This window comes from Streptomyces sp. NPDC030862 (assembly GCF_055571835.1).
Window position 1 is genome coordinate 239,985 of record NZ_JBVIEN010000011.1, and the last position, 15,888, is coordinate 255,872.

Here is a 15,888-nt window from a genome sequence, read left to right on the forward strand (position 1 = left end):
CGCGGACCGCGCCGCGAAGAGGACAACATCGTCGCAGCGAGGCCGGCCCATCCCCGCGCCGTCGTGTGCGCCCGGGCGCACAGGCGCGCGGGGTGCGCACAGTGGGTGACCGCGCTTCCCCGGATTCCCTCTCTCAAGCGTGATCCGCGTCACCCGTTTCGCGAGGCCCCGCGCGCTTCTCCTAGGGTGTCCCGCAGTGACTTCCTTCGACTCCTCTCCCACGCTCACCGTCTGGCGCACTTTGCTCGCTCTCGCGGTGGTTTTCATCCTCCTCATGACCACCGGCTGGACGGCGATACGCCCCCAGGGGGCGCCGGGAGAGCCGCGCGAGGCCGCGCTGGCCGCATGGCGGAATGGCCGGATCGGTACGCATGAGCTGCCCGACCCCGAGGCGCCGCCGGGCGTCATCGCGGCGTTCTTCCGGGCGCTCAAGGCCTCGCAGCGCGAGCGGCTCGCCGCCGACCACCCCCTCGTCGTGGGCAACCTCGACGGCGCGCCCGTCACGCTGCGCTACCGCGCCAACCGCTACGCCCTGGGCCGGGCGCTCGACACCGAACGCAAGCGGGCAGCCGACGGCCGGCTGTCCGCCGCCGGGCGCCAGGAAGCCCTGCGCCGCGCGCACCGGTTCACCTCCCTCATGGGCGACGGGCGTCAGATCCTCTCCTTCGACCCGTCCGGCAAGGGCCGCGTGGCCGAGGTCTTCGGTGACCTCGACCGCGCCGAGCGCGTCTCGGTGATCGTGCCCGGGGTCGACACCAACCTGATCACCTTCCAGAAGAGCGCCCGCAAGTACACCGCCCCCGTCGGGATGGCCCAGTCGCTGTACGCCGCCGAACGCGCCGCCTCCCCCACCACCCGTACCGCCGTCATCGCCTGGGCCGACTACACCTCGCCCGTCGGGGTCGGCATGGACGCCGCCACCGGGCGGCTCGCCGCCGACGGCGCCGTACGGCTGGTGTCGCTGACCGGCGCGCTGCCCGGGGACTCGCGGGTCTCGCTCTTCTGCCACAGCTACGGCTCCGTCGTCTGCGGCGTCGCCGCGCGCCGCCTGCCCGCGCGCGTCTCCGACGTCGCCGTCGCGGGCAGCCCCGGCATGCGCGCCGAGAGCGCCGCCGCCCTCGGCACCCGCGCCCGCGTGTGGGCCATGCGCGACGCCGACGACTGGATCGCCGACGTGCCGTACCTGGACGTCGGCGGGCTCGGCCACGGGGCCGACCCGGTGGCGCCGGAGTTCGGCGCACGCGTGCTGTCGGCGTCCGGTGCCGTGGGCCACGCCGGGTACTTCGAGCCGGGCACCGAGAGCCTCGAGAACTTCGCGGCGATAGGCGTCGGCGCGTACGACAGCGTCAGCTGCGCGGGCGGCGGCAGTGGCAGTGGCAGTGGCAGTGGCGAGAACAGCCACAGTGACCACAGCGACGGCCGCGACGCGCGAGACGCCGACGACAGCAGTGGCGCACGTGGCGGACGTGGCGCCGACGACGCCTGCCGCAGTGGAATCTCCGGTTCGAGTGCCGCCTGACGCGCGTAGAGGCGCGCGCAGTGTGGCGCACATCGGAACTTTCGAGGGGCGACGCGCGGGCGCACGCCGCATACGATGAGGCGCATGGGTGATGTGCTGGCCGGAATTCATGCTTCCTGGGAGTTCGAAACCGACGCCGTGCTCATCCGCTTCGAACGGGGGATACGCGCACCGAAGCTCTTCCAGACGCTGCGCGAACGACGCATTCCCCACGAGGCGTTGGCGTCGGTGACCCTCTCCCCGGGCAAACGCGGCACCGTCGTGCTGCACGCGGTACCGAGACCAGGCGCCGATCCTCTGATGGAGGCGGCCGCCGGCCAGCTGAAGGAGGGCATCGACCCCTACCGGCTCGTCCTGCCCGCCGACCGCGAGACCCTCGCCGAGTACTACGCCGACGAACTGCGCGCCCAGCTCGGGCCGCGCGCGGACGAACCTGCCGAGCGGTTCCTGGTGGCGGCCCCCGAGGCGCCGCTCCAGTTCAAGGCGTACGACGGGAAGGCGTCCTTCGACGGGAGCCAGGTGGCGTTCCGGTGGTTCTGGACCGGGGCCTCCTCCGCCAAGTGGAAGGCCGGTGACCAGTCCTTCTCCGTACGGGAGTTGTCCGGCGTCGAGTGGCGCTCGCCCGATGTCCTGGACGGTTACCTCCGGCTGCTGCGGCGCGGCCACACCCCGGAGCCCCAGGCGGACCAGGACCCGGCCGCCGTCGTCTTCGGCCTCGGGTACGGGCCCGTGCACGAGTCGCTGCCCTTCGCGGCGGCGGTGCTCGCGGCGGTACGCGACGGGTGTCGGGACGGGGGCAGGGACGGAAGCAGGGACGGTTCCGCGGCCGTGGGCCCGGCGGCCGTGCCCGTACCGGTGACCGTGGGAGCCGGGCGGCGCGACCCGGCGGACATCGCGGAACGCATCCGGCACCTGGGGGAGCTGTACCAGGCGGGGCTGGTGACCGACGAGGAGTTCACGGCGAAGAAGGCGGAGCTGCTGGCGGAGCTGTGAGGCATGGCGAAGCCTGCTGCATGGCAGGGCTCTGAAGCATGGCGGAGCTGCACCGCCGGGCCTGGGCACGCAGGCGTCAGGCGTCAGGCGTTCGACGTCGGCACGACCACCTGATACTCCGGTGGGCGCGCCGCCTGATACCCCGGTATGACGCGGCCGCACCAGCCGCTGCCTAGGCTGGTCCGTCATGCCCACCCTCCCGCCGCCCTCTCCCCCTCCCCCTCCCTCATCCGCGCCCAAGCCTCCACCCCCACCCCGGCTGCGCGATGCCGCGCGTGTCTCCCTGCGTGCGCTCGGGACCGCGCTCGTCACCCCCACCCGGCCCGGCGCGCCACTGTTCGGGCACGCCGGGGCGTCGTGGCTGCGCCGACTCCCGTACGCCGTCGCCCTCGTGTTCGTCGCGGTGCTGCTGCCCGTGACGGCCACCGTCCTCGCCCAGAACTACGAGCTGAACGGCGCGCTCGCCGGAGCCCTCGCCACCGCCCAGACCGCCCCGCTGCTGCTCGCCGTGGGCCGGCCGCTGCAGGCCTGGTGGATCATCGGGGCCGCCGACGTGGTCGGCGCGCTGCTGGTGCTCGCGGTGGGCCAGGCGACGGGGCGGCTCTGGCCGTGGACGCCGATGGTCGTGGTCGGCTACCTGGTGCTCATGGTGGCCGTGGGATTGCGCGAGTCGCGGCGCACGCTCCTCGGCGTATGGCTGGTGACGGGCGCGGCCGGGTTCGCCTTCGAGCTGGTGTCGGAGCAGCGGGCCGGCGCCGTCCACCTGCTGCTGTTCATCCTGACCGGGGTGATCCTGCTGCTGACGGGGACGCTGCGGGAACGCCGCGACGCGCAGCGGCGGCTGGCCGAGCAGGAGACGATCAGCGAGGCCGAGCGCGCCCGGCGCACGCTGCTGGAGGAGCGGGCCCGGATCGCGCGCGAGCTGCACGACGTGGTGGCCCACCACATGTCGGTGATCACCGTGCAGGCGGACTCGGCGCCGTACCGGATCGAGGGGCTCCCCGAGGCGGCGCGCGAGGAGTTCACGACGATCGCCGCGTCCGCGCGTGAGTCGCTGACGGAGATGCGGCGGCTGCTGGCGGTGCTGCGCAGCGACGGCAGGGAGGGAGGGGACGGTACGGAGGGTGCGGGCGCGGGCGCGGGGGTCGAACGGGCTCCGCAGCCCGGGCTGAACCGGCTCCAGCAGCTCGTCGAGGCGACCGTACGGGCCGGGGTGCCGGCCGAGTTGTCGCTACCGGCGGCCTCGGCGCTCGGCGCCGTACCGCAGGCGGTGGACCTCTCCGCGTACCGGATCGTGCAGGAGGCGCTCGCCAATGTGGTGCGGCACGCGCCGGGGGCGCCGACGCGGGTGTCGGTGACGTCGGCGGACGGCTGGCTGACCGTACTGGTGGTCAACGGCCCGCCCGGGGATCCGATGTCGCCGGCGCAGGGTCGGCAGGGTCGTCCCGTGGAAGCGCCCGGGAGCGGCACCGGGCATGGACTGGTCGGCATGCGCGAGCGCGTACGGTTGACGGGCGGCACGCTGGACACCGGGCCGCTGCCGGACGGGGGGTACCGGGTGGCGGCCCGCATGCCCCTGAGCGTGAAGGAGCATGTGTGACCATCCGCGTGATCATCGTCGACGACCAGGCCATGGTGCGGGCGGGGTTCGCCGCCCTGCTGTCGGCACAGCCGGACATCGACGTCGTCGGCGAGGCGGCCGACGGGCGGGCGGGCGTCTCCGTGGCCCGTTCCACGCACCCCGACGTCGTCCTGATGGACGTGCGGATGCCGGAGATGGACGGGTTGGCGGCGGCACGCGAAGTGCTGAACCCGCCGCCCGGTGTAGACGTCCACCGCCCGAGGGTGCTGATGCTCACCACCTTCGACGTGGACGACTACGTGTACGAGGCGCTGCGCGCCGGGGCGTCCGGCTTCCTGCTGAAGGACGCCCCGCCGGCGGACCTGATCGCGGCGGTACGGGTGGTGGCGGCGGGCGAGGCGCTGCTCGCACCCTCGGTGACGCGCCGTCTGATCGCCGACTTCGCCGCGACCCGGCCCGCCCCGCGCCGGAACCACTCCCTCCGCCTGAACGGTCTGACGCCCCGTGAGACGGAGGTCCTGGAGCTGATCGCCCGGGGTCTGTCGAACCAGGAGATCGCGAGCCATCTCGTCCTCGCCGAACAGACGGTGAAGACGCACATCGGTCGGGTGCTGTCCAAGCTGGACCTGCGGGACCGGGCGCAGGCCGTGATCTTCGCGTACGAGTCCGGGCTGGTGACCCCCGGCGACGCGCACCGCTGACCACCCACCACCCACCACCCACCACCCACCACCCACCGCCGACGCCGGCACCCCGTACCCCGGTATCACCCCGTGGATGGCTCCGCGGGGTGACGCTCCGGTCGGGCCCGCGCCCCTACCTTCCTCCCGCCGGACAGGGCGAAGGAAACAGAGGGGGGCGCGATGCGCCGGTACACGAAGACGCACGGGAAGACGTACGGGAAGACGTACGGGAGGACGTACAAGAGGGCCGCGATCACCGCCGCGCTGGTGCTGGCCGCCGTGGCCGGGACCACCGGGTGGGCCACCGGAGGGGCCGGCGGCAGGCAGCAGGCCATGACCGGGCCGCCGCCGGGTACGGTCGCGTGGCGAGCGGATACGTCGCTGGGACGGGAGCTGCCCGACCCGGCCACGGCGACACCCGCACAGGTGGCCGCCTTCTTCGGCGGGCTCAGCGCCGCGCAGCGGCACGACCTCGCGCGGCGTCACCCGGGCGTGGTGGGCAATCTGGACGGTGCACCCGTGGCCCTGCGGTACGAGGCGAACGCCCTCTCCGTACGCCGTGACGCGCGGTACGCCCGGCTCGCCGGGCGGCAGATCCTGGCGTTCGACCCGCGCGGCCGCGGCCAGGTCGCCGAGGTGTACGGGGACCTGGCGCGCAGCCGGCACATCGCGGTCATCGTGCCCGGCTCGGACATCGACGCGGGGACGTACGACCGGGCCACCGACCCGTACGGCACCCCCGCCGGGATGGGCAAGCAGCTGCGCGGGGCGACCACGGACACGGCCGTCATCGCCTGGACCGGGTACACCACGCCCGTCGGCGTCGGGCTGGACGCCGCCACGGGCGACCTCGCCGAGGCCGGGGCCGAGCGGCTGGTCCGGCTGACCGACGGACTCGCGGCCATCGGCGCTCCCGAGCCCGCCGTGTTCTGCCACAGTTACGGCTCCGTCGCGTGCGGCCTGGCCGCCGAGCGGCTCAAGGCGAAGGACCTCGTCGTGCTCGGCTCCCCCGGCATGCGCGCCGAGAACGTCGCCGACCTCCACACCACGGCCCGCGTCTGGGCTGCCAAGGATCCGTCGGACTGGATCGACGACGTCCCGAACGTCCAGGTCCTCGGGGTCGGCCACGGCCCCGATCCGGCCGACCCCGCCTTCGGCGCCCGTGCCGTGCCCGCCGCCGACGCGGACGGCCACACCGGTTACTTCGCACCCGGCACGCGGTCGCTGCACGCCTTCGCCGCCATCGCCGAAGCGGACGCGGATGCGGATGCGGATGCTGTCACGGACGCGGACGCGGACGTGAAAGGGGACAGGGGGCGCGCGCGATGAGCAGGCTCCTCGGCCTCGCCTCGCGCATCGAAGCGCGCACGCCCGCGCATCGCGACCGCGCCATCGACGGGTTGCGCGCCCTCGCCCTCCTCGCCGTACCCCTCGGGCACTGGCTCCTCGGCGGCTTCACCCTCGACGGTGACGGGGGCCTGCACAACGCCAGTCCCCTCACCGCCTTCGGGTTCTTCGCACCCGTCAGCTGGGTGCTGCAGATGCTCGGCATCTTCTTCCTGGTGGGCGGCTACGCGTCCGTCCTGTCGTACCGCAGGCGCACCGGCTCGGCGGCCGCGTGGCTGCGGGGGCGGCTCGCCCGGCTCGGCCGGCCGGTGCTCGGGGTCACCGCCGTGTGGGCGGTGCTGCTGCCGGTGCTGTACGCCGCCGGCGTGCCCGCCGCCACGCTGCGCACGGCGACGACGCTGGTCGTCCAGCCGCTGTGGTTCGTCGGGGTGTACGCGGTCGTCACCGCCCTCACCCCCTTCTGCGTGCGGGCCTCGCGCCGCCTCGGCGCCTGGGCGGCGGCGCCACTGCTCGGCTGGGTCGCCGCCGTCGACCTCCTGCGCTACGGGCCGTACGCCGACGCCGACGCCGTGGCGTCCTGGCTCGGCATGCTCACGATCCTCCCCGGCTGGCTCTTCGCGTACCAACTGGGCGTCTCGTGGGGCGAGCAGCGGCTCGTCCGGCGGCATGCGTGGGGGCTGCTCCTCTGCGGGGCGGGGCTCTTCGCGGTGCTGCTCGCCTTCTTCGACTACCCGGCCTCGATGGTCGGCGTGCCGGGTGAGGCCCGCAGCAACTCCCACCCGCCGTCGCTGCTCGTCCTCGCCCTCGCCGCCGCGCAGAGCGGCGCCGCGATCCTGCTGCGGGACCGGCTGGTCGGGCTTCTGCGGCGGCCCGCCCTGTGGGCGCCGGTCGTGGTCGTCAACCTCTCGGCGATGACGATCCTGTGCTGGCACCAGACGGCGATGCTCGCCGCGGCCGTACCGGTGTCCCTCACCGCGGGCACGCTGCCGGGCCTGACGGCCGCGCCCGACACCCTCGGCTGGGTCGGGGCGCGGCTCGCCTGGCTGCCGCTCTTCGCCGGGCTGCTCGTCGTCATCGGGCGGTACGCGCGCGGCTTCGAGTCGCCGTGGACGGAGGCCGGCACAGCCCTCCGTACGGCGGCGGCGCTGCTCGCGGCCGGGTTCGCGGTGTTCGCACTGAACTGACCGCGCGCCCCGGCCGCCTGCCGCGGCCGACCAGCCCTCTCAGCCGACCAGCCGTCCCGGCCGACCAGCCGTCCCGGCCGGCCGGCCCTCGTGGCCGACCAGCGCTCTCGGACGGCTAGCCCTCGCGGGCGGCCAGCGCTCTCGGACGGCTAGCCCTCGCGGGCGGCCGACGTGAACGTCATGTCGGCGTAGCGGTCCCCCGCCACCCGATCGGCGATCGGCTCCAGCAGCGCCAGCTCCTCGGCGCCGAGCGTGATCCGGGTGGCCGCGGCGTTCTCCAGCAGGCGGGCGCGCTTGCGCGTGCCGGGGATGGGCACGACGGTGAGGCCGTGCACGGACGCCCGGTGCTGCACCCACGCGAGCGCGACCTGAGCCGGCGTCACCCCGTGTGCCTCGGCCACCTTCCGTACCGGGGCCAGCAGATCGGCGTTCCGCTGGGCGTTGTCGCCGGAGAAGCGCGGGTGGCTCTTGCGGAAGTCGTCGCTCGACAGGTCCTTGACCGCGTCGACGAACACCCCGGCCAGGAAACCCCGGCCGAGCGGCGAGTACGGCACGAACGCCACGCCCAGCTCGGCGGCCGCGCCCACCGCGCTGCGCTCGACGTCGCGGCTGAACAGCGACCACTCCGACTGCACCGCGGCGATCGGATGCACGGCGTGCGCCTCGCGCAGCTCGGCGCCGGTCACCTCGCTCAGGCCCAGGTACTTGACCTTGCCCTCCTTGACCAGTTCGGCCATGGCGCCGACGGTCTCGGCGAGCGGCACGGCGGGGTCGCGGCGGTGCATGTAGTAGAGGTCGATGACGTCGACGCCCAAGCGGCGCAGGCTGCCCTCGACGGACGACCTGATGTACGCCGGGTCGTTGCGGATGCCCCGGTACGCCGGGTCGTCGGTGCGTACGATGCCGAACTTCGTGGCAAGCGTGATCTCGTCGCGGTGCGCGGCGACGAACGGCGCGAGGAACTCCTCGTTCGCACCCCGCCCGTAGACGTCGGCGGTGTCGATGAGGGTGACGCCCGCCTCCAGCGCGGCGTCCAGGGTGTCGCGGGCGGCCGCCTCGTCGGTGGCGCCGTAGAACTCGCTGATGCCCATGGCGCCGAACCCCTGGACGCCGATCTCGGGGCCGTCCGCCCCGCCCATCCGTACCGTGGCGATCTTCTCGATGCCGCCGCTGGTGCTGTTGCTGTTGGTGCTACCGGTGCTGCTCATCAGGCTGTCAGGCCCTCTCCGGCGTCCTGTCGTGGACGCCCGCGTAATAGTTGATCTTGTGGTCGAGTACGGCGAGGGTGTCCCGGAGCTCCTCGATCCGCGCCCGCACGTCCCGGCGCGTCCGCTCCAGCAGCTCCTGCCGCTGCTCGACGGTGTGCTCGCCCTCGCGCACCAGCTCGGCGTACCGCACCATGTCGGCGACCGGCATGCCGGTCAGCCGCAGCTTGCCGACGAACGTGAGCCAGTCCAGGTCCCGGTTGGTGAACCGGCGCTGTCCGGTGTGCGAACGATCGATGTGCGGCATCAACCCGATCCGCTCGTACCAACGCAGCGTGTGGGCGGTGAGCCCGGTCCACTCCGCGACTTCGCTGATCGTGTAGCGGTCCCGGCCGTCGGGGCGCGGGTGCGGCGGCGGCGGCGCGGAGACGCAGATCTCGATGCTCGGCGTCCGTACGGGGGTGCTTGCGATCACCGTCATGCCCCCACGCTAGGAGGTTGGAGTGCACTCGAAGCAAGGAGATTCCCGGGCAAGATCCAAGACGGAACCGCGGGCGCGTTCGAACGAGGCAGCGCCGACGATACGCTCGTACGCATGCAGAGCCTGGCGATGATCGAGAACTGGCCCGTCCCCACCGCTGCCGCCGCCGTCGTACGCGCCGACGGCACGCCGGCCGGAGCGCACGGCCCCACGGGGCGACGCTTCCCCCTGGCCTCGGTCACCAAGCCGCTCGCCGCGTACGCCGTGCTCGTCGCGTACGAGGAGGGGGCCGTCGAGCTCGACGAGCCGGCGGGGCCCGAGGGGTCCACGGTGCGGCACCTGCTCGCGCACACGTCGGGGCTGGCGTTCGACGAGCACCGCGTGATGGCGGCGCCGGGCGCGCGGCGGATCTACTCCAACGCCGGGTTCGAGGTGCTGGGCGACCTTGTGGCCAAGGCCACGGACATCCCGTTCGCGGAGTACCTGCGCCAGGCGGTGCTGGAGCCGCTCGGTATGAAGGACACGGCCCTGGAGGGCTCGCCCGCGAAGGACGGCGTCTCGACCGTCGACGACCTGGTGCGGTTCGCCGCCGAGGTGCAGGCGCCGAGGCTGCTGGACCCGCGGACCGTGCTGGAGGCGATGTCGGTGGTCCACCCAGGGCTGACCGGCATCCTGCCGGGGTACGGCCACCAGAAGCCCAACGACTGGGGTCTCGGCTTCGAGATCCGGGGCGCCAAGTCTCCGCACTGGACGGGGGCTTCGTCGTCGCCGCGGACCTTCGGGCACTTCGGGCAGTCGGGGACCTTCCTGTGGATCGACCCGGACGCCGGGTGGGCGGACGGGAACGGCACAGGCGCGGCGTGCGTGGCCCTGACCGACCGGGCCTTCGGGCCGTGGGCGATCGAGGCGTGGCCCCCGTTCACGGACGCGGTGCTGGCGGAACTGCGCGCCTCGGCCTGAGCGCCCCGCCTCCTCACGAGCCGGGCGCGCGGGCCTGAGCGCCACGCCTCGTCATGCGCCGGGCGCCCGGGCCTGAGCGCCGCGCCTCGTCATGCGCCGGGCGCCCGGGCCTGAGCGCCCCGCATCCTCATGCGCCGCGCGCCGTCCCTCAGCCCGACATCTCCCACACCAGCACCTCGCACGCCTCCAGCGCCACCAGCTCCAGGCCCTCCGCGCCGGTGATCCGGGCCGCGTCACCGGGGCCGAGTTCCTCGCCGGCCAGCCGTACCCGTCCCCGTACGACATGCGCGTACACGAAGGGCGCGTCCGGGACCGCCGTGCGCTCGCCCGCCGCGCTCAGGCGCCGCACGTGCAGCATGGCGCCGGCCGCCGGCACCGCGTACGGCGTCGAGTCGGCGATGCCCGGCACCGTCTCGTACGACGGCTCCCCGCCCGGCTCGAGTGGCGCGAGCCACATCTGTACGAAGGTGAGGGGTACGGCGCCGTCGTTGCGCTCCTCGTGCCGCACCCCGCTCGCCGCGCTGAGGTGCTGGACGTCGCCGGGGCGCACCACCGACGCGTGCCCGGCGGAGTCGCGGTGCGTCAGCTCGCCCTCGACGACCCAGGTGACGATCTCGGTGTGGCTGTGCGGGTGCTCGGCGAATCCGGCGCCGGGGGCGAGCCGCTCCTCGTTGCAGGCGAGGAGGGCGCCGAAACGCAGGTTGTCGGGGTCGTAGAAGCGCCCGAAGGAGAAGGCGTGCAGGGTGGCTATGCCGGCCGCCGGGTCGCCGCCGGCGTACCTCTCGTCAGCGCGCTGAACGGAAATCACAAGGCCAACGGTAGACCGGCTGGTCACTCCCCCGTCCCGATAAGGCAGTCTTGTCCCGTGCCTCAACCCGCTGCGAACGACGCCCACCCGCACTCCGCGACCCTCAAGCGCCTGGAGCAGTCCTCCGGGCGGCTCGCGGCGAACGCCATCGCCCGTATGGACGAGACGCTGCCGTGGTACCGGGCGATGCCGCCGGAGAACCGGTCCTGGATCGGACTGGTCGCCCAGGCGGGCATCGCCGCGTTCACGGAGTGGTTCCGGCACCCGGAGACCCCGCAGGCCATCTCCACCGACGTCTTCGGCACGGCGCCGCGCGAGCTGACCCGGGCGATCACGCTGCGCCAGACCGTCGAGATGGTGCGCACGACGATCGAGGTCATGGAGTCGGCGATCGAGGAGGTCGCCGCCCCCGGTGACGAATCGGTGCTGCGCGAGGCGCTGCTCGTCTACGCCCGGGAGATCGCCTTCGCGACGGCGCAGGTGTACGCGCAGGCGGCGGAGGCGCGCGGCGCGTGGGACGCACGGCTGGAGTCGCTGGTCGTCAACGCCGTGCTGTCGGGCGAGGCGGACGAGGGCGCGGTGTCGCGGGCGGCCGCCCTCGGCTGGAACTCGCCGGAGCACGTGTGCGTGATCCTCGGCACCGCGCCGGACGGCGACAGCGAGCTGACGGTGGAGGCGATCCGCCGGGCGGCCCGCCACGCCAAGCTCCAGGTCCTCACCGGGGTGCTCGGCTCCCGGCTCGTGGTCATCGCGGGCGGCAGCGACAACCCGCTCCACGTGGCGAAGGCGCTGATCGGCCCGTACGCCGCAGGCCCGGTCGTCGCGGGGCCGATCGTGCCCGACCTGCTGGCGGCGACCCGGTCCGCGCAGGCCGCGGCGGCCGGACTGAAGGCCTGCTCGGCGTGGCAGGACGCGCCGCGGCCGGTGCTGGCGGACGACCTGCTGCCGGAACGCGCGATGGCCGGCGACCCGTCGGCGCGCGAGCAGCTGGTGGAGGAGATCTACAGACCGCTGGAGGAGGCGGGCTCCGCGCTCCTGGAGACGCTCAGTGTCTACCTGGAGCAGGCGAGCAGTCTGGAGGGCGCGGCCAGGATGCTGTTCGTGCACCCCAACACCGTGCGCTACCGGCTCCGACGTGTGACGGACGTCACCGGATGGTCACCGTCCGACGTCCGCTCGGCGTTCACCCTGCGGATCGCCCTGATCCTCGGGCGGCTCGCCGAGGCGGACACGCAGGCGTGAACCGCCCCTAGACTTTGTCGAACACCAACAATTCACCCGACGGTTCTTCGTCCCAGTCCCCACGGGCGGTGGGAGCCGTCCGCAAGAGAGAGTGTGAGGGTGCTCGTACTCGTCGCTCCCGGCCAAGGCGCTCAGACGCCCGGCTTCCTGACTCCCTGGCTCGACCTCCCCGGCGCCACCGACCGTGTCGGCGCGTGGTCCGAGGCCATCGGGCTCGATCTCGTCCACTACGGCACGAAGGCGGACGCGGACGAGATCCGCGACACGGCCGTGGCCCAGCCGCTGCTGGTGGCGGCCGGTCTGCTGTCGGCCTCCGCCCTCGGTGACGTGACGCCGGGTGCCGTGGCGGGCCACAGCGTCGGCGAGATCACCGCGGCGGCGTTCGCGCGGGTCCTCGACGAGACCGCCGCGCTCCGCTTCGTCCGGACGCGCGGCCTGGCGATGGCCGAGGCCGCCGCCGTCACCGCGACGGGCATGTCGGCGCTGCTCGGCGGCGACCCGGAGGTCACCGTTCCGCACCTGGAGAAGCTGGGGCTGACCCCGGCGAACGTCAACGGCGCGGGCCAGATCGTCGCCGCCGGCACGATGGAGCAGCTCGCGGCGCTGGAGGCGGACAAGCCCGAGGGCGTACGCCGCGTGGTGGCGCTCAAGGTCGCCGGCGCATTCCACACGCACCACATGGCGCCCGCGGTCACGGCACTCCAGCAGGCGGCAGAGGGTCTCGACCCGGCCGACCCGGTGGTGCCGTACGTGTCGAACAAGGACGGGCGTACCGTTGCCACGGGCGCCGACGTCGTCGCCCGCCTGGTGGGGCAGGTCGCCAACCCGGTCCGCTGGGACCTGTGCATGGAAACGTTCCAGCAGCTCGGCGCGACCGCGCTGGTCGAGGTGTGCCCCGGTGGCACCCTGACCGGCATCGCCAAGCGCGCCCTGCCGGGTGTCGCGACCCTCGCGCTGAAGACGCCGGACGACCTCGACGCGGCGCGCGCGCTCATCGCCGAGCACGCCGGCCCGGCCGCGTGACGCACGCCCCGACGACGACGCCCGCCTGACAAGGAGCCATAGAGCATGGCGAAGATCAAGCCCAGCCAGGGCGCCCCGTACGCACGGATCATGGGCGTCGGCGGCTACCGCCCGACCCGGGTCGTGCCCAACGAGGTGATCCTCGAGACGATCGACTCGTCCGACGAGTGGATCCGCTCGCGCTCCGGCATCACCACCCGCCACTGGGCCTCCCCGGAGGAGACCGTGACGGCGATGTCGGTCGAGGCGGCCGGCAAGGCCATCGCGGACGCCGGGGTCACCCCGGAGCAGATCGGCGGCGTCATCGTCTCCACCGTCTCGCACTTCAAGCAGACGCCGGCCGTCGCCACCGAGATCGCCGACAAGATCGGCGCGGTCAAGCCGGCGGCGTTCGACATCTCGGCGGGCTGCGCCGGCTTCGGCTACGCCCTGACCCTCGCCAAGGGCATGGTGGTGGAAGGTTCCGCCGAGTACGTGCTGGTCATCGGCGTGGAGCGGCTCAGCGACCTGACCGACCTGGAGGACCGCGCGACGGCCTTCCTCTTCGGTGACGGCGCGGGCGCGGTCGTCGTCGGCCCCGCCAAGGAGCCCGCGATCGGCCCGACCGTGTGGGGTTCCGAGGGCGACAAGTCCGAGACCATCAAGCAGACCGTCGCCTGGACCGATTACCGCGACGGCACGGTCGAGAAGTTCCCGGCCATCACGCAGGAGGGCCAGGCGGTGTTCCGCTGGGCCGTCTTCGAGATGGCGAAGGTCGCCCAGCAGGCGCTGGACGCGGCCGGCATCACGGCGGCCGACCTGGACGTCTTCATTCCGCACCAGGCCAACATGCGGATCATCGACTCGATGGTGAAGACCCTGAAGCTGCCGGAGCACGTCACGGTCGCCCGTGACGTGGAGACCACCGGCAACACCTCGGCCGCCTCGATCCCGCTCGCGATGGAGCGGCTCCTGGCGACCGGTCAGGCGAAGAGCGGCGACACCGCGCTCGTCATCGGCTTCGGGGCGGGTCTCGTGTACGCCGCGACGGTCGTTACCCTCCCCTAGGCACTGTTCGGAGCTTTCCCCGGAGACATCCGGACGAACTCGGACGAACAGCCCACCCCCTCTGAGAAGCACCCTCTGAGAAACACCCTCTGAGGAACACACCGAAGGAGCGCCACATGGCCGCCACTCAGGAAGAGATCGTCGCCGGTCTCGCCGAAATCGTGAACGAGATCGCCGGCATCCCGGTCGAGGACGTCCAGCTGGACAAGTCCTTCACCGACGACCTGGACGTCGACTCGCTGTCCATGGTCGAGGTCGTCGTCGCCGCTGAAGAGCGCTTCGACGTCAAGATCCCGGACGAGGACGTCAAGAACCTCAAGACGGTCGGCGATGCTGCCGACTACATCCTGAAGCACCAGGGCTGATCGGTTCGCCACCCGGCGGTGGCGCCGTATTCACGCATACCTCATACACGTGGAGAAAGAATTCCTGTGAGCCCGACCAATCGCACCGTGGTCGTCACCGGTATCGGCGCAACCACACCGCTGGGTGGCGACACCGCCTCGACCTGGGAAGGTCTGCTGGCGGGTCGCTCCGGCGTGAAGCCCCTGGAGGGCGACCGCTTCGCCGACATGCCCGTCCGTATCGCGGCCCCCGCGGCCGTCGACCCGGGCGAGGTCCTGCCCCGTCCGCTCGCCCGCAAGTTGGACCGCTCGGCGCAGTTCGCGCTGATCGCGGCCCGCGAGGCGTGGGCGGACGCCGGTTACACCGCACCCGCCGGTGAGGACGAGAAGGTCCGGCCCGAGCGGCTGGGCTCCGTCATCGCCTCCGGCATCGGCGGTGTGACCACCCTGCTCGACCAGTACGACGTGCTGAAGGAGAAGGGCGTACGCCGCGTCTCCCCGCACACCGTGCCGATGCTGATGCCCAACAGCCCCTCCGCCAACGTCGGCTTGGAGGTGAACGCCCAGGCGGGTGTCCACACCCCGGTCTCGGCCTGCGCGTCGGGTGCCGAGGCGATCGGCTACGCGGTCGAGATGATCCGCACCGGCCGCGCCGACGTGGTCGTCGCGGGCGGCACCGAGGCGGCGATCCACCCGCTGCCGGTCGCCGCGTTCGCCAACATGATGGCGATGTCCAAGAACAACGACGAGCCCGAGAAGGCGTCGCGCCCGTACGACAAGGGCCGTGACGGCTTCGTCCTCGGCGAGGGCGCGGGTGTCGTCATCCTCGAGTCCGCCGAGCACGCCGCCGCGCGCGGCGCCCGGGTCTACTGCGAGGTGCTGGGCCAGGGCCTGTCGGCCGACAGCCACCACATCGCGCAGCCCGAGCCGACGGGCCGCGGCATCGCCGCCGCGCTGCAGAACCTCCTGGACTCGACGGACCTGAAGCCGGCCGAGGTCGTACACCTGAACGCGCACGCGACGTCCACCCCGCAGGGTGACGTCGCCGAGGTGAAGGCGCTGCGCAAGGTTCTGGGCGACGACCTGAGCCACGTGGCGATCTCCGCCACCAAGTCGATGACCGGCCACCTGCTGGGCGGCGCGGGCGGCATCGAGACCGTCGCGACGGTCCTGGCGCTGCACCACCGCCTCGCCCCGCCGACGATCAACGTCGACGAGCTGGACGAGGAGGTCGACGCCGACATCGTCCGCGACGAGCCCCGCCCGCTGCCGGAGGGCACGATCGCCGCGATCAACAACTCCTTCGGCTTCGGCGGCCACAACGTGGTGCTCGCCTTCCGCACGGTCTGATCCCAGCGGTACGCGACCGGGCCCGTCCCCTGCGAGGGGGACGGGCCCGGTGCCGTATCCAGCGGTCTTCAGCCGCCTTCAGCAGTTTTAAAAGCAGTTTTCAGCCGTATGCAGTCGCAT

15 protein-coding genes are annotated in these 15,888 nt (G+C 73.1%); 12 read left to right on the top strand and 3 right to left on the bottom strand.

Annotated elements, in window-relative coordinates:
• Window positions 1–196 precede the first annotated feature (196 nt).
• The 6 genes from ACZ42X_RS28330 to ACZ42X_RS28355 all read left to right on the top strand — a co-directional run bounded on the left by ACZ42X_RS28330 (window position 197) and on the right by ACZ42X_RS28355 (window position 7,308).
• Window positions 197–1,519, top strand: a complete 1,323-nt coding sequence (locus ACZ42X_RS28330) for an alpha/beta hydrolase (RefSeq protein WP_468295704.1) — start codon at window positions 197–199, stop codon at window positions 1,517–1,519.
• 84 nt (window positions 1,520–1,603) lie between these two features.
• Window positions 1,604–2,512, top strand: a complete 909-nt coding sequence (locus ACZ42X_RS28335; RefSeq protein WP_468295706.1) for a DUF4429 domain-containing protein — start codon at window positions 1,604–1,606, stop codon at window positions 2,510–2,512.
• Between the two features lie 187 nt (window positions 2,513–2,699).
• Complete coding sequence (locus ACZ42X_RS28340; protein ID WP_468295709.1) at window positions 2,700–4,112, top strand: histidine kinase; 1,413 nt, start codon at window positions 2,700–2,702, stop codon at window positions 4,110–4,112.
• Window positions 4,109–4,795 (top strand): response regulator, encoded by a 687-nt coding sequence (locus ACZ42X_RS28345; RefSeq protein ID WP_468295711.1) that lies wholly within the window; start codon window positions 4,109–4,111, stop codon window positions 4,793–4,795. The genes ACZ42X_RS28340 and ACZ42X_RS28345 overlap by 4 nt, the downstream gene beginning before the upstream one ends.
• Before the next feature lie 162 nt (window positions 4,796–4,957).
• On the top strand, window positions 4,958–6,106 hold the full coding sequence (locus tag ACZ42X_RS28350; protein WP_468295714.1) for an alpha/beta hydrolase: 1,149 nt from the start codon (window positions 4,958–4,960) through the stop codon (window positions 6,104–6,106).
• Window positions 6,103–7,308, top strand: coding sequence for an acyltransferase family protein (locus ACZ42X_RS28355; RefSeq protein ID WP_468295716.1), 1,206 nt, complete (start codon window positions 6,103–6,105; stop codon window positions 7,306–7,308). Before ACZ42X_RS28350 ends, ACZ42X_RS28355 begins: the two co-directional genes overlap by 4 nt.
• 149 nt (window positions 7,309–7,457) lie before the next feature.
• Here ACZ42X_RS28355 and ACZ42X_RS28360 read toward each other — a convergent pair whose 3' ends face one another.
• Both ACZ42X_RS28360 and ACZ42X_RS28365 read right to left on the bottom strand, forming a co-directional pair.
• Entirely contained in the window at window positions 7,458–8,516 is a 1,059-nt protein-coding gene (locus tag ACZ42X_RS28360) for an aldo/keto reductase (protein WP_468295718.1), read from the bottom strand.
• 7 nt (window positions 8,517–8,523) lie between these two features.
• Window positions 8,524–8,994: a MerR family transcriptional regulator gene (locus ACZ42X_RS28365; protein ID WP_468295721.1), complete on the bottom strand. Its 471-nt coding sequence runs from the start codon at window positions 8,992–8,994 to the stop codon at window positions 8,524–8,526.
• A gap of 114 nt (window positions 8,995–9,108) precedes the next feature.
• Between ACZ42X_RS28365 and ACZ42X_RS28370 the strand changes: the two genes are divergently transcribed.
• Window positions 9,109–9,954 carry a serine hydrolase domain-containing protein gene (locus ACZ42X_RS28370; RefSeq protein WP_468295724.1) on the top strand — a complete coding sequence of 282 codons (846 nt, stop codon included), beginning with the start codon at window positions 9,109–9,111 and terminating at the stop codon, window positions 9,952–9,954.
• Window positions 9,955–10,102: 148 nt separating this feature from the next.
• Here ACZ42X_RS28370 and ACZ42X_RS28375 read toward each other — a convergent pair whose 3' ends face one another.
• On the bottom strand, window positions 10,103–10,762 hold the full coding sequence (locus ACZ42X_RS28375; RefSeq protein WP_468295726.1) for a pirin family protein: 660 nt from the start codon (window positions 10,760–10,762) through the stop codon (window positions 10,103–10,105).
• Window positions 10,763–10,819: 57 nt separating this feature from the next.
• Here ACZ42X_RS28375 and ACZ42X_RS28380 point away from each other — a divergent pair, with 57 nt between their 5' ends.
• The 5 genes from ACZ42X_RS28380 to fabF all read left to right on the top strand — a co-directional run bounded on the left by ACZ42X_RS28380 (window position 10,820) and on the right by fabF (window position 15,768).
• Complete coding sequence (locus ACZ42X_RS28380; protein ID WP_468295729.1) at window positions 10,820–12,004, top strand: PucR family transcriptional regulator; 1,185 nt, start codon at window positions 10,820–10,822, stop codon at window positions 12,002–12,004.
• A gap of 99 nt (window positions 12,005–12,103) precedes the next feature.
• Window positions 12,104–13,027, top strand: a complete 924-nt coding sequence (locus tag ACZ42X_RS28385; protein ID WP_468295731.1) for an ACP S-malonyltransferase — start codon at window positions 12,104–12,106, stop codon at window positions 13,025–13,027.
• A gap of 45 nt (window positions 13,028–13,072) precedes the next feature.
• A complete protein-coding gene (locus ACZ42X_RS28390) occupies window positions 13,073–14,074 on the top strand; it encodes a ketoacyl-ACP synthase III (protein ID WP_361413956.1) in 1,002 nt (333 codons plus the stop codon).
• A 116-nt stretch (window positions 14,075–14,190) separates the two neighbouring features.
• Window positions 14,191–14,439 (top strand): acyl carrier protein, encoded by a 249-nt coding sequence (locus ACZ42X_RS28395; protein ID WP_018486956.1) that lies wholly within the window; start codon window positions 14,191–14,193, stop codon window positions 14,437–14,439.
• A gap of 66 nt (window positions 14,440–14,505) precedes the next feature.
• Window positions 14,506–15,768 (top strand): beta-ketoacyl-ACP synthase II, encoded by a 1,263-nt coding sequence (gene fabF, locus ACZ42X_RS28400; RefSeq protein WP_468295734.1) that lies wholly within the window; start codon window positions 14,506–14,508, stop codon window positions 15,766–15,768.
• The last annotated feature ends 120 nt before the right edge of the window (window positions 15,769–15,888 follow it).

What these genes read in the sequence shown, in the direction of transcription:
- ACZ42X_RS28335 (WP_468295706.1), top strand. Translation starts at nt 1,604, where the DNA reads ATGGGTGATGTGCTGGCCGGAATTCATGCTTCCTGGGAGTTCGAAACC.
- ACZ42X_RS28340 (WP_468295709.1), top strand. Translation starts at nt 2,700, where the DNA reads ATGCCCACCCTCCCGCCGCCCTCTCCCCCTCCCCCTCCCTCATCCGCG.
- ACZ42X_RS28350 (WP_468295714.1), top strand. Translation starts at nt 4,958, where the DNA reads ATGCGCCGGTACACGAAGACGCACGGGAAGACGTACGGGAAGACGTAC.
- ACZ42X_RS28355 (WP_468295716.1), top strand. Translation starts at nt 6,103, where the DNA reads ATGAGCAGGCTCCTCGGCCTCGCCTCGCGCATCGAAGCGCGCACGCCC.
- ACZ42X_RS28360 (WP_468295718.1), bottom strand. Translation starts at nt 8,516, where the DNA reads ATGAGCAGCACCGGTAGCACCAACAGCAACAGCACCAGCGGCGGCATC.
- ACZ42X_RS28365 (WP_468295721.1), bottom strand. Translation starts at nt 8,994, where the DNA reads ATGACGGTGATCGCAAGCACCCCCGTACGGACGCCGAGCATCGAGATC.
- ACZ42X_RS28370 (WP_468295724.1), top strand. Translation starts at nt 9,109, where the DNA reads ATGCAGAGCCTGGCGATGATCGAGAACTGGCCCGTCCCCACCGCTGCC.
- ACZ42X_RS28390 (WP_361413956.1), top strand. Translation starts at nt 13,073, where the DNA reads ATGGCGAAGATCAAGCCCAGCCAGGGCGCCCCGTACGCACGGATCATG.
- ACZ42X_RS28395 (WP_018486956.1), top strand. Translation starts at nt 14,191, where the DNA reads ATGGCCGCCACTCAGGAAGAGATCGTCGCCGGTCTCGCCGAAATCGTG.